General features: G+C 71.4%; 24 protein-coding genes. 13 read left to right on the top strand and 11 right to left on the bottom strand.

Translation table 11 applies throughout. The annotated features are described in order from the left end of the window. The first annotated feature begins 135 nt into the window (after positions 1 to 135). Entirely contained in the window at positions 136 to 657 is a 522-nt protein-coding gene (locus XM48_RS08865) for a hypothetical protein (protein ID WP_046455444.1), read from the top strand. A 90-nt stretch (positions 658 to 747) separates the two neighbouring features. On the opposite strand, the gene XM48_RS08860 is transcribed toward XM48_RS08865, so the two are convergent. Continuing rightward, positions 748 to 1014 (bottom strand): hypothetical protein, encoded by a 267-nt coding sequence (locus tag XM48_RS08860; RefSeq protein WP_046455443.1) that lies wholly within the window; start codon positions 1012 to 1014, stop codon positions 748 to 750. A gap of 53 nt (positions 1015 to 1067) precedes the next feature. Between XM48_RS08860 and XM48_RS08855 the strand changes: the two genes are divergently transcribed. Further along, positions 1068 to 1523, top strand: a complete 456-nt coding sequence (locus XM48_RS08855; protein ID WP_046455442.1) for a MarR family winged helix-turn-helix transcriptional regulator — start codon at positions 1068 to 1070, stop codon at positions 1521 to 1523. A 116-nt stretch (positions 1524 to 1639) separates the two neighbouring features. Here the strand turns inward: XM48_RS08855 and XM48_RS08850 are convergent, their stop codons facing one another. The 8 genes from XM48_RS08850 to XM48_RS08815 form a co-directional block, all read right to left on the bottom strand. Then, complete coding sequence (locus XM48_RS08850; protein ID WP_046455441.1) at positions 1640 to 2785, bottom strand: hydroxymethylglutaryl-CoA synthase; 1146 nt, start codon at positions 2783 to 2785, stop codon at positions 1640 to 1642. Beyond that, the gene (locus tag XM48_RS08845) at positions 2782 to 3849 is read right to left on the bottom strand and encodes a hydroxymethylglutaryl-CoA reductase (RefSeq protein ID WP_046455440.1); all 1068 of its coding nucleotides are present in this window, start codon (positions 3847 to 3849) and stop codon (positions 2782 to 2784) included. The genes XM48_RS08850 and XM48_RS08845 overlap by 4 nt, the downstream gene beginning before the upstream one ends. Positions 3850 to 3904: 55 nt before the next feature. Next, the gene (gene fni / locus XM48_RS08840; protein ID WP_046455439.1) at positions 3905 to 5038 is read right to left on the bottom strand and encodes a type 2 isopentenyl-diphosphate Delta-isomerase; all 1134 of its coding nucleotides are present in this window, start codon (positions 5036 to 5038) and stop codon (positions 3905 to 3907) included. After that, positions 5028 to 6122 carry a phosphomevalonate kinase gene (locus XM48_RS08835; RefSeq protein WP_046455438.1) on the bottom strand — a complete coding sequence of 365 codons (1095 nt, stop codon included), beginning with the start codon at positions 6120 to 6122 and terminating at the stop codon, positions 5028 to 5030. The genes fni and XM48_RS08835 overlap by 11 nt, the downstream gene beginning before the upstream one ends. Further along, positions 6119 to 7072 carry a diphosphomevalonate decarboxylase gene (mvaD, locus tag XM48_RS08830; RefSeq protein ID WP_046455437.1) on the bottom strand — a complete coding sequence of 318 codons (954 nt, stop codon included), beginning with the start codon at positions 7070 to 7072 and terminating at the stop codon, positions 6119 to 6121. The genes XM48_RS08835 and mvaD overlap by 4 nt, the downstream gene beginning before the upstream one ends. Then, positions 7069 to 8082, bottom strand: coding sequence for a mevalonate kinase (gene mvk / locus XM48_RS08825; RefSeq protein ID WP_046455436.1), 1014 nt, complete (start codon positions 8080 to 8082; stop codon positions 7069 to 7071). The genes mvaD and mvk overlap by 4 nt, the downstream gene beginning before the upstream one ends. A 194-nt stretch (positions 8083 to 8276) precedes the next feature. Then, positions 8277 to 9125, bottom strand: coding sequence for a phosphosulfolactate synthase (locus XM48_RS08820; protein WP_046455435.1), 849 nt, complete (start codon positions 9123 to 9125; stop codon positions 8277 to 8279). Positions 9126 to 9156: 31 nt separating this feature from the next. Next, on the bottom strand, positions 9157 to 10557 hold the full coding sequence (locus XM48_RS08815; RefSeq protein ID WP_046455434.1) for an MmgE/PrpD family protein: 1401 nt from the start codon (positions 10555 to 10557) through the stop codon (positions 9157 to 9159). A gap of 189 nt (positions 10558 to 10746) precedes the next feature. Between XM48_RS08815 and XM48_RS08810 the strand changes: the two genes are divergently transcribed. Beyond that, positions 10747 to 10950, top strand: coding sequence for a hypothetical protein (locus XM48_RS08810; RefSeq protein ID WP_046455433.1), 204 nt, complete (start codon positions 10747 to 10749; stop codon positions 10948 to 10950). Here XM48_RS08810 and XM48_RS08805 read toward each other — a convergent pair. Next, positions 10947 to 11162, bottom strand: a complete 216-nt coding sequence (locus XM48_RS08805; RefSeq protein WP_046455432.1) for a hypothetical protein — start codon at positions 11160 to 11162, stop codon at positions 10947 to 10949. The genes XM48_RS08810 and XM48_RS08805 overlap by 4 nt on opposite strands. Positions 11163 to 11267: 105 nt before the next feature. On the opposite strand from XM48_RS08805, the gene XM48_RS08800 reads away from it, so the two are divergent. From XM48_RS08800 to XM48_RS08760, 9 genes are all read left to right on the top strand, one after another. After that, positions 11268 to 11462 carry a hypothetical protein gene (locus tag XM48_RS08800; RefSeq protein ID WP_046455431.1) on the top strand — a complete coding sequence of 65 codons (195 nt, stop codon included), beginning with the start codon at positions 11268 to 11270 and terminating at the stop codon, positions 11460 to 11462. 168 nt (positions 11463 to 11630) lie between these two features. Beyond that, positions 11631 to 12101, top strand: coding sequence for a MarR family winged helix-turn-helix transcriptional regulator (locus XM48_RS08795; RefSeq protein WP_052961401.1), 471 nt, complete (start codon positions 11631 to 11633; stop codon positions 12099 to 12101). Then, positions 12098 to 12865, top strand: a complete 768-nt coding sequence (locus XM48_RS08790; protein ID WP_197074174.1) for a HEAT repeat domain-containing protein — start codon at positions 12098 to 12100, stop codon at positions 12863 to 12865. The genes XM48_RS08795 and XM48_RS08790 overlap by 4 nt, the downstream gene beginning before the upstream one ends. A 267-nt stretch (positions 12866 to 13132) precedes the next feature. Next, complete coding sequence (locus XM48_RS08785) at positions 13133 to 14110, top strand: helix-turn-helix domain-containing protein (RefSeq protein ID WP_046455458.1); 978 nt, start codon at positions 13133 to 13135, stop codon at positions 14108 to 14110. Between the two features lie 170 nt (positions 14111 to 14280). Beyond that, entirely contained in the window at positions 14281 to 15108 is an 828-nt protein-coding gene (locus XM48_RS08780) for a MoaF C-terminal domain-containing protein (RefSeq protein ID WP_156174986.1), read from the top strand. Between the two features lie 43 nt (positions 15109 to 15151). Continuing rightward, on the top strand, positions 15152 to 16330 hold the full coding sequence (locus tag XM48_RS08775) for an ABC transporter substrate-binding protein (protein WP_046455430.1): 1179 nt from the start codon (positions 15152 to 15154) through the stop codon (positions 16328 to 16330). 136 nt (positions 16331 to 16466) lie between these two features. Further along, positions 16467 to 17342 carry an inner-membrane translocator gene (locus tag XM48_RS08770; protein ID WP_046455429.1) on the top strand — a complete coding sequence of 292 codons (876 nt, stop codon included), beginning with the start codon at positions 16467 to 16469 and terminating at the stop codon, positions 17340 to 17342. Beyond that, the gene (locus tag XM48_RS08765) at positions 17329 to 19086 is read left to right on the top strand and encodes an ATP-binding cassette domain-containing protein (RefSeq protein WP_046455428.1); all 1758 of its coding nucleotides are present in this window, start codon (positions 17329 to 17331) and stop codon (positions 19084 to 19086) included. The genes XM48_RS08770 and XM48_RS08765 overlap by 14 nt, the downstream gene beginning before the upstream one ends. Beyond that, a complete protein-coding gene (locus XM48_RS08760; protein WP_046455427.1) occupies positions 19083 to 19778 on the top strand; it encodes an ABC transporter ATP-binding protein in 696 nt (231 codons plus the stop codon). Before XM48_RS08765 ends, XM48_RS08760 begins: the two co-directional genes overlap by 4 nt. Positions 19779 to 19902: 124 nt before the next feature. Here XM48_RS08760 and XM48_RS08755 read toward each other — a convergent pair whose 3' ends face one another. Further along, positions 19903 to 20730: an SDR family NAD(P)-dependent oxidoreductase gene (locus XM48_RS08755; RefSeq protein WP_046455426.1), complete on the bottom strand. Its 828-nt coding sequence runs from the start codon at positions 20728 to 20730 to the stop codon at positions 19903 to 19905. Positions 20731 to 20928: 198 nt separating this feature from the next. Here XM48_RS08755 and XM48_RS08750 point away from each other — a divergent pair, with 198 nt between their 5' ends. Next, positions 20929 to 22566 carry an amidohydrolase gene (locus XM48_RS08750; protein WP_046455425.1) on the top strand — a complete coding sequence of 546 codons (1638 nt, stop codon included), beginning with the start codon at positions 20929 to 20931 and terminating at the stop codon, positions 22564 to 22566. The last annotated feature ends 16 nt before the right edge of the window (positions 22567 to 22582 follow it).

Raw genomic sequence — 22582 nt, 5'->3', positions numbered from 1 at the left:
GATGCCCCGGGGCTCGTCACGCATCGGCACTCCCGCCGAGATGACGCCTTCGCGGGTTATGCGGCTCCTTAACCCGCGAAAGGGTCATCTCGGCGAGGCTCGGGCAGCCGCGCGACCCGCCCTACGATGAATCACATGTTCCAGGTCTGGCTGTGGGGCGGTGTCGCCGCGCTCGTCGCGCTGCTCGTCGTGTTCTGGACCCTGCAGGATCTGCGCGAGCGCAAGGAGCGCCGGCTCGCGCTGCGCTGGTCGAAAGCGATCAACTGGACCAGCGACCCCACCGCGGAGATCGTCCTCGTCGGCGAGGTCGGCGAGGTCGGCGCGCCCGGTGAGATCAACGAGCCGGGCCGAGCCGACGCCCCTGGACAGGACCGCCGGCAACGCGTGCGGCTCACCGCGGGCAAAGTCGAGGTCGACGCCGTCCTGGATCCGCCGCCCGCGGGGCACCCGCAGCTCGGGCCGGGCTGGTACCTGCTCGTGAGCGGGTGGCGCGGATCGGTCTCCGAAGCGAAGCAGAGCGGAGAAGCGCGGATCGGCGCCGGGCGGATCCTCGACGCGTTCCCACCGGGCACGCCGCAGCTCTACGACCGTCTCTCAGGGCGCGGGGAGCGCAAACCCGGGGTCGTGGCCCGGCTGCTCGGTTTTCGCGGGCTCTGAAGCACCCGGGGCGCGTCCGGCGCCCCAGGGTGCTCCCGCGAGCCAGGGCGTGACGGCGACCGCGCCGAGACCGCGCCGAAGCGCACGGGATCAGGCCGCCGCCCGCTCCTCGCCCGGCGTGGGGCACCTCATGTAGGTGGGCTTGCCGGGGCCGCCGCGGTCGATCTGGTGATCCTTCACCGGTGCCGCGCAGATAGGGCACTTGGGGTTCGCCGGCGGGATGTACGGCGGTTCGTTGGGGTCGCCCATCTGCGAGGTCCCCTCGAACTGGTAGAAGAAGCGGCGCCACGCGGCCCAGAAGCCGGGCTCGCCGTCCCACGGGGTCTCATGCCACAGTCGTCTTTTTCGTTCGCGCACAAACGAAATGCTAGCACAGATCGTTGGCCCACGAACGATATAGACTGCTGGGCATGGAACAGCTGCCGGACGACGCCCTCGAACTCGAGCGCCAGGTGTGCTTCGCACTCGCGGTCGCCAGCCGCAGCGTCATCGGCATCTACCGGCCGATCCTCGAACCGCTCGGCCTCACGCATCCGCAGTACCTGGTGATGCTCGCGCTCTGGGGCGACGCCCCGCTGCGGTTCAAGGAGGTCGCTGAGATGCTGCGACTCGACCCCGCGACGCTCTCGCCGATCATCAAGCGGCTCGAGCAGTCCGGGCTCGTCGAGCGGGTGCCGGTCGACGGCGACGACCGCACCTTCGCGCTCGTCGTCACCGACGCGGGCCGGGATCTGCGCCAGCAGGCGCTCGGGGTGCCGCCGGCGGTGGTCGCCCGTCTCGGCCTGCCGATCGACCGGCTCATGGCACTGCGCGACGAGCTCTCGGTCGTGATCGACGCGGTCGATCGCGGGCCGGCCGGCACCTAGACCGAGGAGCCCGCAACGCACTCAGCCGGATCCGGGCGCTCAGCCGGATCGGATCACGGGGATCCGTCCGACTGAATGCTCAGATCCGGCTGAGTGAACGCGCGATTCGGGCCGGTCTACCGGCGCTCGTACCGGCGCGCGCTGCCCTGGATCCCGGCGAAGCGGAACGGGGCCTCGGTGACGCGGGGCGTCTCGACGTCCTGCGCGCTCGGCAGTTCCCGGGCGTGCAGCCCGCGGTACGCGTCGATGGTCAGCGGCACCCGAGCGTCGAGGGCCGCGGTGAAGCGGTCGGTGCGCGAAGCTGCGCCCGGCTGCACGACGCCGGTGAGGAACTCGCTGACGCTGCCCGATCCGTAGCTGAAGAGACCCAAACGCTTGCCGACGAGGTCGCTCTCGTGATCGAGCACCGACGCGACGCCGGCGTAGAGCGACGCCGTGTAGGCGTTGCCGAGGCGGCGGTTGTAGATCGCCCCGGGCACGAGCCCGTCGTCGCCGAGGTCGACGCCGAGGTGCTCGCCGAGGCGGGCCTGCGCCTTGCGCGCCATCTTCGTGTAGGGCTGGTGGTAGACGAGGCGGTCGATGTCGCCGATCGCGGGGCCGTCGTGCCCGGCGAGGTCGTCCCACGCGCCCGTGAGCGCGTCGAGGTAGGCCGAGATCGAGAGGCGGCCGTCGACGATCGCGGTCGTCGAGTCGTTGGGCCGCCAGAAGTCGTCGACGTCGTCGGAGAACAGGCCCGAGGCGGGCTCGATCTCGACGAGCGCGGGGTCGGCCGCGATGAGCATGGCCGCGGCTCCGGCGCCCTGCGTGGGCTCGCCGGGGGAGTCGAGGGTGTAGCGGGCGATGTCGCTCGCGATCACGAGCACGCGCTCGCGCGGGTTGCGCTGCACGATGCCGACGGCGGCCTGGATCGCGGCGGTGCCGCCGTAGCAGGCCTGCTTGATCTCGGCGACGCGCACCTGAGCGGGCAGCCCGAGCAGCTTGTGCACGAACACGCCGGCGGCCTTCGAGTGGTCGAGGCCGGACTCGGTCGCGAAGAGCAGCGTGCGCACGCCCTCCATGCCGTTGCGGTCGAGCAGCGCGAGGGCGGCGGTGGCGCCCATCGTCACGATGTCCTCGTCGGGCGCGGGGAAGCTCATCTCGTCCTGGCCGAGCCCCAGACGGTACTTGTCGGGGTCGACTCCGGTGCGCTCGGCGAGGACGCCGAGGTCCAGGAGGTGATGCGTGGTCGCCAGCTCCAGATCGTGGATGCCGATCGCGGTCATGCCTGCTGTGCTCCGTTCCGTTCGATGCGCAGGTGCGCAGCCATCAGTTCGCCGGGGTTCGTCTGCGCGGCGATGAGCGAGAGCTCGCCGCACAGCACCGTGGCGGCCATGAGCTCGGCGAGGCGGCGGGCGTTCTCGCCCGATTCGCGATCCTCGCGGCAGCCGATGCGGGTGAGCGCCTCCTCGATGTGGGGGAGGTGCTTGCCGTTGCCGACGGTGCCGACGATGAGGTGCGGGATGGTGCACGAGAAGTACAGGCCGTCCTCGCGGTTCTCGGCGTAGGTGATGCCCTGCGAGCCCTCGACGATGTTGGCGGCGTCCTGGCCGGTGGCGAGGTAGAAGCCGAGCAGCATGTTCGCGTAGTGCGCGTTTGCCGAGCGGAGCGCGCCCGCGATGGTGCTGCCCACGAGATTCTTGCGCACGACCAGGTCGACGACGCGCTGCGCGTCGGTGCGGAGGCCGCTCGCGACGAGGTCGTGGGGGATCAGGATCTCGGCGACGACGCTGCGGCCGCGGCCGAGGATGCCGTTGACCGCGGTGGCCTTCTTGTCGGAGCAGAAGTTGCCCGAGATCGAGCCGTATTCGATCTCGAGGCCCCACGACAGGATCCGCTCCATGAGCGCGTCGGCCGCGTTGGTGACCATGTTGTGGCCCGAGGCGTCGCCCGTGGTGAAGGCGAAGCGCACGAAGAGCAGGTTGCCGACGATCTCGGGGTGCGCCTCGAGCAGCTTCGCGTGGCGGCTGCCGGCGGAGACGACCTCCTGCAGCTCGCCGAAGCGCTCCTCGATGGTCTGCGAGGCGATCTGGGCGCCCACGGCGCCGCGCGCGGTGAACAGCACCGAGCGGGTCATGCGCTCGCCGGTGACGACGGTGCGGATCCCGCCCTCGACGGCGCGCGAGACGCGCGCACCGCGGCCGACGGACGGCCACAGCGGGGTCTCGTACGTGGCGAGGGGGACCGAGATCTCGCCGGACACCGAGGATCCCGTGATCCGGATCGGGCCGACCCAGCTGGTCGGGATCTCGGTGACGGTCTCGCGGTGGGTGGAGTCGGGGACGCTCATGGCTTCCTTCGGGAGAGAGGGGTGAGGATCGGGGTGCCGGGGCGGTGCGCGCGGGTCATGCGCGGGGCGCCTCGGAGCGGGAGGCGAGGCCACGGAGGTCAACGCCGCGGTCGGCGCAGAATTCCCGGAGCCGGCCGCGGAGGATGAGGTCGGCGGCGAGCAGCTCGTCGCGGGTGGTGGCGCCGAGCAGCGCGTAGACGGCGCGCGTGCGCGCCTTCCAGTCCTCGACGAGGGCGATGAGGCGCTCCGCGCCGCCGCCGGTGCCGTCGGGGCCGATGGCCTCGAGGAACGCTCCGGCGACGCCGACGGCGCGGGCACCGGCGGCCAGCGCCTTGACGACGTCGTACGGGGTGCGGACCCCGCCCGACGCCAGCAGCGTGGGGGAGTCCGTAGGGGCGTCGAGCAGGCTCGCGAGCGCCGACTGGCCGAAGCCCGTCAGCATCGCGTACTCGCCGGCCTCGCGCCGGGCGTTCTCGATGCGGAGGAAGTCGGTGCCGCCGCGGCCGCTCACGTCGGCGAGGCGCACGCCGATGTCGGAGAGCCGGCGCAGGGTGGCCCGGCTCAGGCCGAAGCCGACCTCCTTGACGACCACGGGCACGGGCGACGCGGCCGCGAGCTGCTCGACCGAGGACAGCCAAGAGGAGAAGTCCCGGGAGCCCTCGGGCATCACCGTCTCCTGCACCGCGTTGACGTGCACCTGCAGCGCGTCGGCGCCGAGCAGCTCGACTGCGCGGGGCGCGTCCGCGGCGGGCCGACCGACGCCGACGTTCGCCATGACGAAGCCGTCGGGGTTCTCGGTGCGGATCACGGCGAAGCCGCGGGCGGCATCGGGATCGTCGAGGGCGACCGAGACGGAGCCGCAGGCCATCGGCATGCCGGTCTCGCGCGCGGCGATCGCGAGCTCGCGGTTGATCCGCGTGGTGCGCTCGGTGCCGCCCGTCATGCCGTTCACGTAGAACGGGGTCCGCCAGTGCCACTCGCCGGCGTCGTGCCGGGCACCCGCGCCGAAGGGGATCGTCACCCCGAGGTCGATGCGGTCGGCGTCCACCCCGCCGAGCGCCTGGTGCACGAAGTCGAGCTCGTCGAACTCGTTGCGCGTGGCCGCGCCGCGCTGGTCGAGGGCGAGGTCGACGTGCTCGTCCTTGCGGGCGGCTCGGGATCCCGGGATCTCGCGGTGATCAGAATGCATCGATGCCTCCTGATGCGGGGTGCGGGGCGAGGCTGAGGCGACGGATGTCGTTCGCCTCCCACTCGCGCAGGACCGGATCGGTCGAGAGCTCTGCGTTCGCGAGCACGATACCGCAGTCGCCGCCGCCGGCGCCGGACGGCTTGCCCGCCGCACCGTGCCGCTCGGCGATGTCGCAGAGCGCGCGCAGCTGCGAGGTCTCGATCGTGATCCCCGACGTCTCGCTCAGGCGCTGCAGCACCCGGCGGGCCCGGCTGATCACCGCGGGCGCTCCCGCGCCGCGCTGCTCGAACGCGGCGACCAGGTCGTCGACGCAGGCCCGGCTGTCGGTGCTGAACTCGGGGTACGGCTGCAGCGGGCGGCGCCCGTCGGAGTGCCGCACCTGCTCGACGAGGCGCTCGGTGGAGGCCGGGGACCCGGTCCAGCCGACGAGCAGCTGCAGGGAGTCCGGGTTCGGCAGGCGCGTGACCCCGCATCCCGCCCACTCGGCCGTCGCCGCGAGCGTCGCGGCGACCCCGTGCACGGCGCGGTGGGTGCGGAGCGCGCCCCGGTCGGGCGAGGAGTAGCGGATCCAACCGCCGAAGGTGCTCGCCGCGAGGTCGCCGCCGGAGGCCGCGGGCGCGACCTCGCAGGTCGCGAGCAGGGCGAGCTTGAACCGCTCGGTGCGGGTGAGGTCGAGGCCGTAGAACTCGTCGAGCGCGGCCACGACGGCGACGGTGACCGCCGCGGAGGACCCGAGGCCGAACTTGCGGCCGCTCACGTCGTCGAGCTCGCTGCCGATGTCGAGATCGTAGTAGCGCGGCGGCAGCCGCAGCTCGGAGCGCAGCTGCTCGACCACGGTGATCGCCGCGAAGACGTAGTCCGACGGCTGGTGCTCGATCACGATCCGGTCGCTCGCGTCGTCGCGCACCCAGACGAGCGGCGAGCGGCCGTACGCGCTCGAGCGCACGCGACCCACCTCGGAGCCCTCGGTGAGACGCACCGTGATGTAGCGATCGACGGCGACGATCACGGCGGGCTGCCCCGGATCCACGACGGCGTACTCGCCGGCGATGTAGAGCTTGCCCGGCGCGCGGTGCTCGATCACGCGAGCACCTCCGCGCCCGCACCCGGGCCCACGAGGCGCACCGAGCCGAATCCCTGCAGCGCGGCGACCAGATCTTCCGCCTGCTCCGGGCGCACGATCACGGCCACGTTGGGGCCCGCGTCGGCGGTCGAGTACGCCTCGAGGCCCATGTCGCGCAGCGCGGCCACGGCGTCGAAGATCGCGATGCTCGCGGGCGCCAGGTAGCGGATGGGCGGATCGCAGGCCTGGATCACGGCGTGCATGCGCAGCGCGTGCGACTCGGTGATGCGGCCCACGCGCGTGAAGTCCTCGGCCGCGCAGGCCTCGAGCATCGCCGCGAGCGACTCCTCGGTCGACGAGATCCACGCGGGGAAGAACGGGGAGGTGAGCGCCGAACGGCGCATGGCCGCGCGGCTCGAGACGGCCTTCTGGGCCGTATCGACCGTGACGATGACCATGCGCATGTCGGGGCCCGTCACGGCCTCCGCGTACGAGCTCGCGTCTTCGCCCGCGTGCCAGACGGCGAGACCGGGCACGAGACTGCGCGAGGCGGAGCCGGATCCGCGGCGGGCCAGCCGGCTGAGGTCGCGCTGGTCGAGGTCGAGTCCGTAGGCGCTCGCCGCGGCGGTCGCGAGCGCGGCGAAGCCCGATGCGGAGGAGGCGAGACCGGCGCCGGTGGGCGCCTCGTTGGTCGAGACGACCGAGGCACGGGTCTCGGATCCCGCGAGCTCGCGCACGCGGTCGAGGAAGCGGGTCACCCGACCGGTCGCGTCGGCGGAGGCCGCGGCCCCGTTCAGCGTGAAGGCGTCGTCGTCCGCCGCGTCATCGAGCGAGACGGTCGTGGTGGTGGGGAACGCATCGAGCGTCAGCGACAGGCTGCCCGCGACGGGGAGGATCAGGTCCTCGTCCTGCTTGCCCCAGTACTTGACCAGGGCGATGTTCGGGAAAGCGCGAGCTGTAGCGGTCGTCATGCGGCGGGTACCTCCACGGTCCAGGTGCGTTCGGCGCCGGCGCGGCGCATGGCCGCCCCGATCCGGTCGGCGTGCGCGGCGTCGTCGGCGACCGCGATCACGCAGCCCCCGAGCCCGCCGCCGGTGAGCTTCGCGCCGGCCGCGCCGGCCTCGCGCGCGGCCTCGGTGATCGCGTCGAGCCGCTCGGAGCTGACGCCCACACGGTTCAGGATCCCGTGCGCCTCGGTCATCGCCGCGCCGATCGCTGCGCGGTCGCCCGCGGCAAGGTCGGCGATCGAGCCCTCGGCGATCTCGGCGAGGCGGGAGAGCAGCGCATCGGTCGTCTCCGGCTCGCGTTCGCGCAGGGCCTGCACCGAACCGACGGCTTTCGCGGTCGAGCCCGGGTGGCCGGAGTCCGCGAAGGCGAGGGTGAGCGGTGCGCCGATGCGGATCGGGGCGACCGCGCCGCGGTTGAAGCGGATGGCGCCCGTCGCCGCGACGGTGCGGGCGTCGATGCCGCTCGGGGTGCCGTGGGCGACCTTCTCGGCGGTCTGGATCAGTTCGAACAGGGTCTCGTCGTCGAGCTCGCTCCCCGCGAGGTCGAATGCGGCGCGCGTGATCGCCGCGGCCACCGCCGCGCTCGAACCGAGCCCGCGCTCGTGGGGGATCGTGCTGCGGATCTGCACGGTGGCGCCCTGCGCGTCGACGCCGCTCGCGAGTCCGCCGAGCCCGGCGCGCTCCAGCGAGGCGCGGATCGCCGTGACCACCGGGGCGAGGCGCGCGGGCGCGTCCTCGACGGGGCCGGTGAAGAGGGAGCTCTCGATGCGGAGGCCCGGTGCGCCGCGCTCGATCACGGACTCCGCGGTCAGGCTGTCGACCGGGATCGCGATCGCCGGAGCCCCGTAGACCACGGCGTGCTCGCCGAACAGGATCGCCTTGGCGTGCGATGCGCCGACCCCGCGGAGCGGTGCGCGTGAGGGGGACGGGGGCGCCGGGGCGTCGCTCGTCTCCGCATCGGGGGTCAGGGGCATTCGGATCCGTTTCAGTCGACCCGGAAGCGCGATTTCACCCCCGGGCACACGTGAAGAGGGCCGGACTGCCCCGTCCCTCTCCGCCTCAAATCTCTTACGATACGCCCGTCTGCCGAAAGATGCGACCCGGCCGGCCACCCCTGCGGGGTAGCCGGCCGGAAAATGCCAGGTCGATGCGGATTTCTCCGACTCGATCAGCTCTCGGCGGACGGGGCCGGATTGATCACCCTGCCCCAGGTGCTCGTGTTGCCCCAGATGTTCTGCCGCAACCCCTCGAGCTGCAGCACCTGGCTGTGGTCGACGAAGAGGTTCACCTCGTTGCCGTAGTTCTTGACGTACCACTCGAACACGGGGCCGTCGGCGGCCTCGAACATCACGTTCTCGAGCCCGAGCCCGTTGATCACGGACGCCGCCGCGCCCGTGTTCCACTCGCGCACGTTCTCGGTGATGCCCTCGGATTCGATCATGATGATCGAGGCGCCCGCGTCGAGCGCTCGGCGGCCGCGGTCGATGAGGTCGCCGATGTCCTTCGCGCCCTCGACGGCGAGTTCGGCCTCACCCGAATCGCCGCCGGATCCGATCTGGATCCCGAGCTCGGGCTTCGCCTTCAGACCGGCCTTCACGACCTTGTCGACGAGACGGAGCAGACCCGAAGTATTGAGCATGATGAAGCCTGTGGAGATCTCGATGACGTCGAATCCGACCTCCTTCGCCTCCTTCAGGTAGTGATCGACCGCGTCGTCGCCGTAGCGGAGCACGGTCTCGATCCAGCCGCCCGACGAGACGTAGGAGCCGTGCTCGTGGGCGATGTCGCTGAAGGCGCGGACCTGATCCTGCGGCAGCAGGGCGAAGGATCCGCCCGCCCATTTGATGCCGTCGACCCACTGGCCGGCGACGTCGAACACGTCCTGCAGGTGCCGGGTACCGAAGGTGTCGTAATAGGGGGCGCGGATCTCGGTGATGCCGAAGTTGCGTGGCTTCGCCGGGCGGTAGGCGCGGGGGACGAAGTTGAAGGAGACGTCGTGGGGGACTGCGGTGCTCATGGGAGCTCCTTTCTGCGGTGGGTCGAGTCGGTCAGTGGGCGCCGCCGGCGCTGTGCGCGCCGCTGCGGGTGCGCGGGACGCGGGCGAGCGCCGCGGTCAGCTCCCGGGTGCTGCGGCGGTCGAGCTCGCGCACGATCCCGGCGATCTCGTCGCGCAGCGCCGCGGGCGCGAAGGGGGAGGCGAGCGCGTCGAACTTCGCGCGTGCGGCCTCCCAGTCGAGCGGGTCGTCGTGGAAGCCGTGGTAGCTGTCCTGCGAGGAGCGGAACACCGTGCCGTCGACCAGCTCGACCTCCAGGTCGGCGGGCATATGCGCGGGGAACCGGGCCGAGAGCTCGTCGCTGGGCGTGATCACGACGCGGGTCATGAGGCCCTGAACGTCGGCCGCGACGATGCGCTCGGGTGCGTACTGCTCGGGCGTCAGCCGGCCGTCGAGCAGCACGACGGCGAGCATCCACGGCAGCGAATGGTCGGCCTCCTCCTTCGTGCGCACCAGCCGCTTGTCGCCCTCCTCGCCGCCGCCGATGATGGAGTGCGCGACGTCGAAGGTCGTGAGCCGCACCTGCGCGATGGCCCGCGGAGTGAAGCCATCCTGTGCCCGGATGTCCTGCGCCGCGTCGAGCGCGGACTGCGAGTGGATCTCGGCGTTGTGCTTCTTGACGATGGTGCGGCGGACCCGCTCCAGGTCCTCCTGCGACCAGTCCAGGTCGAAGGGGCCCGAGACCGAGTCCTCGAAACCCTTGTTCCCCTCGAACACGGCCTCGGGGCCGGTGATCCCGCGACCGGCGAGCAGCGCCGCGAAGGTGCCCGTCTGCGAGACGTGCGGGTAGGCGAGTCCCTTCCAGTGGCTCAGGTTGCCGGTGCGGGTGACGCGGAGGGCGACGTTCGCGGTGCCGGCGATGGCGACCGCGTTCGCGGTCTGCTCCTCGGTGAGGCGGAGCGCCTTGGCCGCGCCTGCGGCGACCGCGAACGCACCCTGCGTGGTGTGGTCGAAGCCGCGGGCGCGCACCGGTGCTTCGTCGGAGAGGCGCGTGTGCACCTGGTAGGCGACCGCGAGCGCCGTGAGGAATTCGGCTCCGGTGGCGTCGACGGATTCTGCGGCGGCGAGCACCGCGCCCAGGTTGTCGGAGGGGTGGTTCGTCTCGCCCGGGGCGAGATAGGAGTCCATGAAGTCGAGGTAGCGGCTGAGCGCGCTGTTGAAGAACGCGGCGCGCTCGGGGCTGGTCGCGCCGCCGCCGATGAGCGTGGCGGTGGGGGTGCCGCCGAGATCCTCGAGCAGCCCGCGGATCGCTGCGATCGGTTCGGCGTCGAGCGCTCCGATCGCGACCCCGAGGGTGTCGAGCACCCGGATCTTGAGCTGTTCGAGCGCCTCCGCGCTCAGGTCCTCGATGCGCGCGCGGCCCACGAAACGGGCGAGATCCTGCACTTCGGTCATGCCTCGACTCCAATCATCCGATGAAAGTTAGGTTTACCTTCATTAGACGCCGAAAGTATCTCGACGTCAAGATACTTTTGCTGTGAGCGCACTCGGGTTCGAGGCGTAGGGAAGAGGCTTCGGTGTGCTCGCCGGATGAAACCGGATGTGGATCTTGCATCGCCGGCCCGGTCGCGAGATGATCGGGGCATGAGTCGGGGTGGCACGCTGGAATCGATCGTGTGGGGGATCTGCGCCTACTTCTGGTTCCTCTGGGTGACGGGGGCCGGTGCTCCGACGGCGCTCTGGCTCGCGCTGGTGTTCTTCGTGCTGGTGGAGCTCGCGAGCCGGACCAGGTCGCAGCCGAGCGCGGTGCGCCCGGTCGTCGTCCAGCGCGTGCGGGCTACGGCCTAGAGCTCCGTCTCCCAGCGCCGCGACCGCCGGGTCGGGGTGGTCGTCGCTTTCAGGAAGAGCCGCACCAGGCTCTGCTTCTTCTCGAAGTAGGCGTGCCGATCGATCTCGCCGGCGGCGTACTGCGCGTCGAGTTCGGCGATGGTCTCGGCGGCGCTTCCCGCGTCGAAGCGGGAGCGCTCGGGGCCGAGGTCGTGCCTCTCGCGGATGCTCACGGCATGGAGTGTAGAGCGCGGATCCGACATTCCTCGCCCCCCAAGGGGTATCCCTGAGAATTCAAGGGGGTGATGCTGAGCCGCGGCGCCCTTAGCGTAGGGCGCATGAACGACACGAGCGAACCCACAAAGCAGCCCGCCGACCGCGACCCGAAGACTTCCGAGACCGTGGACGAGCCCGTCCTGGATGGCGCGACCGAACACGAGGGCGAGAACGTCGACCCGCGCAAGGGCTTGGCCGATCCCGCACTCATCCGCGATATCGACGCCGACAAGAAGACCGCCAACCCCTACGGGTGATCGCCGCCGCATCCGGATCGGTTCGAGTCGGCTTCGGACGGAGATCCGCGTTCAGTCGGACGAAAACGCCCAGAATCTCCGTTTGAGCGCGAATTTCCTTCTCAGCAGCGACCGTGGCAGTGTGAGCAGTAAGTCAGTCACCTGATAGTTTGGTGGCTAATGAACGCGATGATCGACACCAAGCACGCCCTGCTCCTCGAGCGCGCGGGCGGCGGGCTCGCAGCGGAGCTGGTGATGGGACTGCTCACCACGGCGCGCCGCATCGACGCCGAGTGCGCTGCACTCCTCGAACCGTACGGACTCTCCGAGGGGCGCTTCGCCGCACTCCTCGCGATCTCGGCGGAGCCGGGGGCGGCACCCGCGAGGATCGCCGAGCGGTTGGGAGTGACCCGGGCCACGGTCACGGGACTCGTCGACGGGCTCGCCCGTGCGGGGTGGGCGGCCCGCGAACCCGATCCGAGCGACCGCCGCGCGCTCATCCTGCGTTCCACCCCGGCAGGGGAGGCGCTGCTGGCCGAGCTCGCCCCGCGCTACGGGACCTGGCTCCAGCGGCTCACGGATGGCATCGGATCCGATACCGCGACCGTCTGCGTCGATGCCCTCGCCACGATCCAGCGCAACGCGGCGGCCACGGCGTGAGCCTGGCGACCGGATCCCGGAACCGCCCGTCCGCGCCGCGCGACGAGGTGCAGCGCGGCCTCATCGAGTCGCGCACGCTCGTCGAGATCACCGCGCTGGACCATGCGGTGCTGCTCGCGCACGCGATCCCGGACGCGTCCTCCGAGCTCGTGGCCGAGGTGCGAGCGGCAGGAGAGCTCGGCATCCTGGCTCGGATGCGCGCCATCGGCGCAGCGCTCCGCGCCCACCTCGAGGCATCGGCCTGCTCCGACCTCACGCGGCACCCTTCGGACACGGTGCGCGGGTGGGCCTGGTTCGCCCTCGCCGCGGAGCCGGGATCCCCGCGCGAACTCGTCGCGCTGATCCTGCCGGCAGCCGACGACTCGCACTTCGGGGTGCGCGAGTGGGCCTGGATGGCCGTGCGGGATCGGCTCGCCGCCGAACTCGAGGAGGGCATCGCCGCGCTCGCCGAGCTGACGAGCGATCCATCGGAGCGGATCCGCCGCTTCGCGAGCGAGACCCTGCGTCCGCGCGGGGTGTGGGCGAAGCGCATCGCGGTGCTCGGAGCGGAACCGGATCGGGGCCTGCCGATCCTGGAGCCGCTGCGCGCCGACCCGTCGACGTACGTGCAGGACTCGGTCGCGAACTGGATCAACGACGCGGCGAAGTCGAGTCCCGAGTGGGCGCGCGATCTCGCGATCCGATGGGTGCGGGAGAGCCCCGGGCCCGAAACCCGTCGGATCCTGCGCCGCGGTCTCCGCTCGCTCGACGACGCGCGACCGTGACGCTCTTCGGGAGGAGATCCGCGTTCAGAAGGACGAAATCGCTCAGAATCTCCGTTTGAGCGCGAATCTCCTTCCGAACCCGAACCCGCCGCACCCTTGCCTCTCCACGCCGACCCCTTGACCCAGCGGCCCCGGTCCGGCCGCAGCCGCAGACACCGCGGTCGCGTGCGTGTACGCTCGCGTGCACAGCGGCTCCGGCGCCGCGAGGACGCGCGTCGGCGACCCCGCGCCCGCCCTCGGGCGGCGGCCCGAAGGCGGGTGGAGCAGATGCAGCGCACGACCGCACCGCACGGCGCGTGGGGCGGGTCCGGCGTCGCCCAGACCGACAGCCTCGCCGCGTTCCGCAGCATGGTCTCCGCGTCGTTCGTCCCGCTGCGGATCACCACGGAGCGGGAGACGCCGTTCGCGGCGCGCATGCACTCCGTCTCGGCCGGCGACATCGTGTTCACCGAGGTGACGGCGTGCCCGCACCTCGTCGAACGCACGCCCGAGACGATCGCGAACGGCGGCAGCGGGTACTACAAGATCGGGCTGCTGCAGCAGGGCAGCGGGATCCTGGTGCAGGACGGTCGCGAGGCGGCGCTCGGGCCGGGATCCCTGACCATCACCGATACCTCACAGCCGTACTCGCTGCTGCTCGACGAGAGCTTCCGCAACCTCGTCATGATGTTCCCGAAGCACTTGCTGCCCGTGCCGTACGCCGAGCAGCTCACCGCGGTGGTGCTCGGCGAGCGGCATCCCGCGCTCGCCTCGGTCGCGACGGCGTTCCTCGCGCAGTTCCCCGCCCAGCTGACCGCGATGAGCGATCCGCTGCGGGGCAAGCTCGCCCGCACCGCGCTCGACCTCGTCACCACGCTCGTCTCGGGGATCGCCGACACGGATCCGGTGCAGCGGGACCCGCACCACCAGCTGCTGCAGCGCATCTACGCCTACATCGACGACCATCTCGCGTCGCCGGACCTCTCGCCCGGGCGCATCGCGGCGGCGCACTACGTCTCGACGAGCCACCTGAGCGCGGTCTTCCGTCGCACCGGCACCACCGTGTCCGCCTGGATCCGGTCGCGTCGGCTCGACCGCTGCCGCGCCGACCTGCTGGATCCCGTGTTCGCCGACCGCACCGTCGCGAGCATCGCGGCGCGCTGGGGCTTCACCGAGGCCGCCTACTTCAGCCGCACGTTCAAGGCGGCGTTCGGCGTCTCGCCGAGCGAGCTGCGTCTCGGGGAGCGCTCCGCAACCGCTTCGTGACCCGGATTGACCGGAGCGCCACGCCCCTTGTCGCTGCGCGAGCGGTGCGGTCCGGGTCGGCTCACCGCTCCCTACAGTGAGCGCAAGACGAGCATCGAAGCTCTCCAGTCGACGGCTGGGCGCGCGATGCGACGTCCTCATGACCGACGCGCTGAAAGGACCCCGGGACGATGACGACCCCCGCAGCAGCACCCACCGCAGCCGAGCTGACCGCCGCGGATCCGAACGAGTGGCGGAGCTACGACGAGTTCGCGGCCGGGATCGACACCTACCGCCTGCCGAGCATCGATCTCGACGGGCAGACGCTCGCCCTGCTGCTCGACGACGGTACCGAGCTGCGCCTCGCCTTCGAGGACGGCGAGGTCGCCTGGTCGGCGAGCGGCTCCATCACGACCGCGGGCGAGCTGCGGGATCCCTACGACGCAGTGCGGGTGCGCGATGACGTCGTGTTCCTCAACCTGCCCGTCGAGACGCGCGAGCGCGAGGCGATCACGGTCGTCTACTCCGAGCGCACCCACCGGGCGCTCGTGACCCGGTCCGAGATCGCCGAGTCCGAGACCGAGGGGGAGCCCCGGGTCGGGCAGACGTTCTGGGCCGCGACGACCGACCGCGGCACCGCCACCGGCGAGGTCCCCGGCCCGTCGCGCGACCTCATCGGCCGCCGCAACCTGTACCGCTACAGCCCCGAGCACCTCTACGAGCACATGTACGTGTCGAGCGAGCGCTACGCCTGGCAGTGCGTCCAGGGCGTGCAGCGCGGCCACGGCGACATGGACCTGTCGACCGTGTGGAAGTTCGCGGACGGCCTCTACCTGTTCTGCTTCCGCGAGTTCCGTATCGCGGTCGCCAGCGTCTGGCTGCACGACCTCGGCACCCAGCTCATGACCACGGGGATCTTCCTCGGGATCACGGGCGACGGCCGCGCCGAGCACTCCCGCGCCGGCGGGCACATCTACCCCCTCGGATCGGTCGCCTACCCCGACGTGCAACCGGTCTGACTCCCGCATCACCTCACCCTCACCTGTCCCGAGAGGAACCGACATGAAGAAACGACTCCTGGCGGCTGCGGCCCTGACCGCGGCCGCAGCGCTCGCGCTCAGCGGCTGCGCCGGAAGCGACGGCGGCGGTGGCGGGCCGATCAAGCTCGGCTCCGTCAACACCATCAGCGGCCCGGCCACCTTCCCCGAGGCCTCGCAGGCCGCGAAGGCCGTCTTCGACGAGGTCAACGCCAAGGGCGGCATCAACGGCCGCAAGATCGAATACAAGATCACCGACGACAAGGCCGACCCCGCGACGGCCACGGCATCGGCCCGCCAGCTGATCGGCAGCGACGAGGTCGTCGCGCTGGTCGGATCGGCATCGCTGCTCGACTGCGAGATCAACGCGAAGTACTACGAGCAGGAGAAGGTGCGCTCGATCCAGGGCATCGGCGTCGATCCCGGCTGCTTCAAGTCGCCGAACATCGCGCCGGTCAACATCGGCCCCTTCAACGACACCACGCTGACGATGCTCTACGGATCCGAGAAGCTCGGCCTCGACAAGCTCTGCGTGTTCACGAGCGTCATCGGTTCGACCGGCCCCGCCTACAAGGCCGCCGTCGACCGCTGGAGCTCGATCACCGGGAAGAAGCCCGTGCTCGTCGACGACACCGTGCCCTACGGCGGCGCCGACTACACCCCCTACATCGTGAAGGCGAAGAAGGCCGGCTGCACGGCCATCGTGAGCAACGCCGTCGAGCCCGACGCGATCGGCCAGATCAAGGCCGCGAACCAGCAGGGCTGGGACGACGTCACCTTCCTGTTCCTCACCTCGACCTACAGCGAGAGCTTCGCGAAGGCCGTGTCGAACAGTGCGGCCGGCGTCTACGTCCCCGCCGAGTTCTACCCCTTCACCGAGGACAGCGACATCAACGCCGATTGGAAGGCGCTGATGAAGAAGAACGACATCACCCTGACCTCGTTCAGCCAGGGCGGCTACCTCTCGGCGACCTTCATGGTCGAGGTGCTCAAGAGCATCAAGGGCGACATCACCCGCGAGAGCGTCGCCAAGGCGCTCGACGAGATGAAGCCGATCGAGAACAAGATGATCGCCTACCCCTACCAGTTCAAGCAGGTCGCCGCGCAGGACTACGAGCCCGGCGGCTGGCCGGTCGTGCTGAAGTCCGGCACGAACGCCTGGGCCAAGGCCGCGGACGACTGGCTGAAGCTGCCGTCGAAGTAACCGCTCCGCTCCCGCGCCCGGTGCGGCAGAACCTCGGGTTCCGCCGCACCGGGCGCTCCGGTCCCATCGATCCCACCGCAGAGGTTCCCATGCACCACACCCCCGCATCGCGCGGCCCCCGCACCCGGGGGCGCGCATGAACGGCGGCGCGCTCCTCCAGGGCGCGCTCTCCGGACTCGCCGCGGGCGGCGTCTACGCCGTCTTCGCCGTCACGCTCACCCTCATGTCCCGTCTCGTGCGCGTCGTCAACTTCGCGCAGGCGGCCACCGGCATGTTCGCCGCGTTCATCTCCGTCTGGTTCGCGAGCAAGCTCGGGATCCCCGTCTGGCTCGCGACGATCGCCGGCGTCATCGTCGGCGCCCTGCTCAGCGCACTCATCGGCTGGATCGCGGCGACCTGGCTCGCCGAGGCCGACCTGTCGACCCGATCGGCCATGACCGTCGCCCCGTTCCTGCTGCTCATGTCGCTCTCGTACATCATGTTCGGCAACAAGCCCCAGCCCTTCGCCCCGATCTTCGACGGCGCCGCGTTCAGCGTCGCCGGAGTGGTCGTGAGCTGGGTCACCGTCGTCACCGTCTCGCTCGCGATCCTCGTGGCGCTCGCCGCCGCGATCGTGCTGCGCAGGACCACCATCGGCACGAAGCTGCGCGCGCTGTCGGACCGCCCCACCACGGCGGAGCTGATCGGCATCGCGTCGAAGCCGCTGTCGATCGGGGTCTGGGCCGTCACCGGCGCGGTGAGCGCGGTCACGGTGCTGATCATCGCTCCGACGCAGTCGAACGATGCGGTGAGCCTGTCGATGCTCATCATCCCCGCCGCGGCCGCGGCGCTGCTCGGCGGCTTCAAACGGCTCGACCTCGCGGTCGTCGGCGGTCTGCTGCTCGGCCTCGTCGGTGGCATGGTGGCGCAGGTGTCCGAGCTGACGCTCGTGCGCAGCTTCGTGCCGCTCGTGTTCATCGTCGTCCTCCTTCTGTGGTCCCAGAGAAAGGCGGTGTGGGATGCTGCTCGCTAACCGCTCCCTCCGCGTCGCGCTGCCGTTCGTGGTGGCGGTGCTCGCCCTCGGCGTCGGCTGGGCTCTGAGCGTCGGGCTCTCGGGCTACGTCGTCTACCTCGCCATCAGCATGGTGACGGCGACGATCGCGATCCTCGGTCTCGGCATCGTCACGGGCTCGGCGGGCATCATCGCGCTCTGCCAGCTCACCTTCGGCGCGATCGGCGCCTGGATCGTCTCCTGGCTCAACGTGTCGCACGCTCCCGGCGGCTTCATCGTCTGGCTCGTCGCGGGCGGCATCGGCGCCGGCATCGCCGGCGTGATCATCGGCCTGCCCGCCCTGCGCCTGCGCGGTGTGAACCTTGCGGTCGTCACCCTCGGCTTCGCGGCGGCGTTCGACGTGCTGCTCGTGCAGACGCAGTTCCCCGGCCAGGCCGACGGCGCGCAGATCGAGCGGCCCGCCATGTTCTCGAGCGATCGGCAGTTCTTCTTCTTCGCGATCATCGTGCTCGTGATCTGCGCGCTCGGCGTGTTCCTGCTGCAGCGCAGCCGCATCGGCAGCAGCTGGAAGGCCGTCGCGTTCTCGGAGCGCGGCACCGCGGCCGTCGGCCAGAGCGTCAGCGCGGCCAAGCTGTCGGCGTTCGCGGTCAGCGCCGCGCTCGGCGGCATCTCGGGCGGTCTGCTGGCCGGCCAGGTCGGGATCCCGTACGCCTCGAGCTTCACTCCGATCCAGTCGCTCGCCCTCTACATCCTCGCGATCATGAGCGGCGCCTACCTGATCGACATGGCCATCTTCGGCGGGATCCTGTGGGTGCTCGTGCCCGAGCTGCTGAAGCGCTGGGGCGTGCCCCAGGACTGGGGCTTCGTCGTCTTCGGCGTGCTGGGCATCCAGGCGCTCACGAGCGGATCGAACCTCGGCGAGGCGATCCGCGCCGGGATCCGCAAGCGGGCCAAACGACGGAAGGCGGAGGCGGTCGACCCGGGGTCGGTGACGACGAGCGTGCTCGACGTGTTCGCCGTGCCCGAGGCCGAGGAGCCGATCCCCGCCGACGCGCCGCCCGTGCTGGAGGTGCGCGGGCTCGGCGTGCAGTTCGGCGCGCTGAAGGCGCTCGACGACGTGTCCCTCCGGGTGCGCCCGCGCTCGATCATGGGCCTCATCGGCCCGAACGGCGCCGGGAAGTCGACCTTCGTCGACGCGGTGAGCGGCTTCCTGCCGCAGCACACGGGCGCGGTCGAGCTCGACGGCACCGACATCAGCCGGCTGTCCCCGGTATCCCGGGCCCGCAGGGGCCTGCGCCGCACCTTCCAGCAGGACCGGGTGCCGCCCCAGCTCACGGTCGAGGCCTACGTGCGCTTCGTCGCCCGCCGGGCGCTCGACCGCGACGAGCTGGCCGATGCGCTCGCGTTCCTCGGCTGCCCGCCGCCCGAGGAGCAGCTCGCCAACGTCGACGTCGGCACCCGCCGACTGATCGAGGTCGCCGCGGCGGTGCTCTCGGGCCCGCGCGTGCTGATCCTCGACGAGCCGGCCGCCGGCCTGTCGCACGAGGAGCACCTGCAGTTCGGGCAGCGCCTCACACGGATCCCGTCGCGCTTCGACACCGCGATCGTGATCATCGAGCACGACCTCGACCTGGTGCGCACCGTCTGCACCGAGCTCACCGTGCTCGACTTCGGCCGGGTGCTCGCCCAGGGCGAGGCCGGAGCGGTGCTGGAGGATCCGGCCGTCGTGGCCGCATACATGGGAGACGCGGAGGTGACGCAGTGAGCGAACTGCAGTTGAGCGGAACGACCGTGAGCCGGGGAGCCGGCCCCGTGGTCTCGGGGGTCGACCTCGTGCTCCGCGAGGGCGAGATCCTCGCGCTCGTCGGGCCGAACGGAGCGGGCAAGACGAGCCTGCTCGAGTCGGTGTCGGGCGTGATCCCGCACTCGGCGGGCGACATCTCGGTCGACGGCCGGTCGATGGCGAAGTGGGGCCGCGTGCAGCGCGCCCGCGCGGGGATCGCGCACATCGAGCAGGGTCGCGCGATCTTCCCGTCGCTCACCGTGCGCGAGAACCTGCTGCTCACCGCGAAGAACGACGCGGGCGTGCAGGAGGTGCTGGCGTCGTTCCCCGAGCTCGAGAAGCGCATCGACGCGCAGTCGGCGCTGCTCTCGGGCGGCGAGCAGCAGATGGTGGTGCTGGCGCGAGCGTTCGCGTCGAAGCCGCGGTTCCTGCTGATCGACGAGATGTCGCTCGGCCTCGCACCGGTGGTGTTCATGCGGTTGCTGCCGCTGATCCAGCAGATCGCGGCGACCGGGGTCGGGGTGCTGCTCGTCGAGCAGTTCACCCACCTCGCGCTCGGGATCGCCGACGAGGCGATGGTGCTCGCGAGCGGTCGCGTCAGCCACGCGCAGGGGCCGGCGAAGGCGCTGGAGCAGGATCCCGAGCTGCTGCGGCGGGCCTATCTGGGCGGCTGAACGCCCCGCCCTCCGTCATCCTGCGCGAGGAACGAGTCGCAGGATCTCACTGGATCCTGCGACTCGCAAGCTCGCGCAGGATGACGGTGCGAGCTCGCGCAGGATGACGGATTGTTGATGCCGACTACATACCCGCGTGCTCGAACGCGATGGTGGGCAGGTCGACGACGTGGGCGCCGCCGTCGGCGACGAGCACCGAACCGGTGACGTACGACGACTGCGCGGATCCGAGGAAACGCGCGATGGACGCGATCTCGGCGGGCTCCGCCGGTCGGCCGAGGGGGACGTCCCGGGTCACCGCGGCGTACCCGGCCGCGCGGTCCGCGATCTCGGGAGCGGCCTGTGCGAACTCGTCCATCTCGGCATCGGCCATGGGCGTGCGCACCCACCCCGGGCAGATCGCGTTGACGCGCACGCCCTTCGCGCCGTAGTCGCGGGCGAGGCTGCGCGTCAGGCCGATGAGGGCGTGCTTGCCGACCGTGTAGCCCGCGACGGAGGGACCGGCGAAGAGCCCGGCGAGCGATGACACGATGACGATCTGGGCGCCGCCGTGCTCCGCGGCCGCGTCGATCAGCGCGGGCAGCGATTCGCGGGCCATCACGAAGGCCGTCGACAGGTTGACGCTGATCGCGGCGTCCCAGTCGGCGTCGCTCGTCTCGCCGACCGACGAGAATCCGTGGCCGCCGGCGTTCGCGACGAGCACGTCGAGGCGGCCGAAGCGGCGGACGATCTCGGCCACGGCGGCCCGGGCGGACGCGCCGTCGGCCGCGTCGGCGACGATCGCGGTCCCGCCGATGCGCTGCGCCACCGCCTCGATCGGCTCGCGGCGTCGGCCCAGCACCACGACGGTGGCGCCCTCGGCGGCGAACCGCTCGGCGACCGCGGCGCCGATGCCGGTGCCGCCTCCGGTGATGGCGACCACGCGCCCCTGTACGTCCGTGCTTCCGGTCATCCGGCTCTCCCTCTCGTTCGTCGGCGACTCTGCCGTGCCCTCATCCTGCCGCCGCCCGGGGGTCCGCGCGCGGATCGGTCCCGCATGCGCAACAGCGCTGTCCTCACGGTCAACGTCACCGGAGCCGTCGTCGGGATACTGGGGCGGAGTGCCGTTCGCGCGCACCCACGAGCTTCCGAACCCAGACAGGAGTCGACGATGACCCACCCCGATCTGATCCTCACCGGCGCCCGCGTCTACACCGCGGATCCGGCCCGTCCGTGGGCCGAGGCGATCGCGGTGACCGGCGGGCGGATCACGGCCGTCGGCACGGACGCCGAGGTCGCGGAACTGGCAGGACCCCGTACCGAGCGCCGTGCGCTCGACGGCGCGTTCCTGATGCCCGGTCTGGTCGACGTGCACAACCACCACGCGATCGCAGGTCAGGAGGACCTGTTCGAGCTGCGTCTGCCGCTCGGCGCGCACCTCGACGGGATCGCCGACGCGGTGCGCGCGTACGCCGACGGGCTGCCGGCCGACGCCTGGATCGTGGGCGGGCCGTGGGCGAGCGACCGGCTCGGCGAGATCGACACCGCGGAGGGCCTGGCCCTGCTCGACGCCGCCGCGGGCGGACGCCCCGTGATGCTCTCCGACGACTCGCACCACAACCGCTGGGCGAGCTCGCGCGCGATGGAGCTCGCCGGGATCGCCGCGGGCGATGACGGCGTCTCCCTCGACGCCGCGGGGCGGCCCACCGGTGTGCTCATCGAGGCCGCGGGGATCCCGGTCGCGCAGGCGCACCGCGCCGTGGGGGCGCTCACCGCCGAGCAGGATCGCGCCGCCTCGCGCCGCGGCGTGGCGATGCTCAGCGAGTACGGGATCACGGCCTTCCAGGACGCGGGCGTCTCGACGCAGACGCTGGAGGCGCTGCGCGCGCTCGACACCGACGGCGAGCTCGACGCCTGGGTCGTGACCTCCATGCTGGTGAACGACGAGATCTTCGGGCACGACGTGATCGGGGAGGCGCTGGTCTTCGGCGGCGAGCGGTTCCGCACCGAGCACCACCGACCCGACTTCGTGAAGATCTTCCTCGACGGGGTGCCGCCCACCCGCACGGGCGCGTTCCTCGAGCCCTACCTGCCCGACGAACTGCACGGCGACCACTTCCACGGCGACACGCTGCTCGACCCGACGGAGCTGACCGACTGGCTGCGCCGCGTCGCCGAGGTCGGCATCTCGGCCAAGATCCACTGCACGGGCGACGCCTCGGTGCACGCCGTGCTCAATGCGGTCGAGACGCTGCGCGGCGAGGGCTTCACCGAGACGCGGTACCAGGTGGCGCACGGCCAGTTCGTGCACCCTGACGACATCCCGCGGTTCGCGGCGCTCGGCGTCTCTGCCGACATCTCGCCCTTCATCTGGGTACCCGGCCCCATCGTGGAGGCGATCCGCGAGGTGCTGCCCCGGGACCGCGCCGACCGCATGCAGCCGAACCGCTCGCTGATCGATGCCGGGGCGATCGTGGCCGGCGGATCCGACTGGCCCGTGTCGGCCTCGCCGAACGCCTGGGAGGGGATCCACGGGCTCGTGACCCGCGAGGACCCCAGCGGGGAGTACCCGGGCACGCTATGGCCGGAGGAGGCGATCACGCTCGACGAGGCGATCGCGGTGTTCACGATCAACGCGGCCGAGGCGATGGGGCTGGCCGAGGAGACGGGGTCGCTCGAGGTGGGCAAGTCGGCCGACTTCGTCCTGCTCGACCGCGATCCCTTCGCGCACCCGGCGAACGAGCTCGTGCGCACCCGCGTCGACGAGACCTGGTTCGCGGGTCGGCGGGTCTTCGCACGGGAGGCGTAGGCGGGGCGGGAGCAGG

This window comes from Leucobacter sp. Ag1 (assembly GCF_000980875.1).
Lineage (GTDB): Bacteria > Actinomycetota > Actinomycetes > Actinomycetales > Microbacteriaceae > Leucobacter > Leucobacter iarius.
This window is presented reverse-complemented; position numbering and strand designations above follow the sequence as displayed.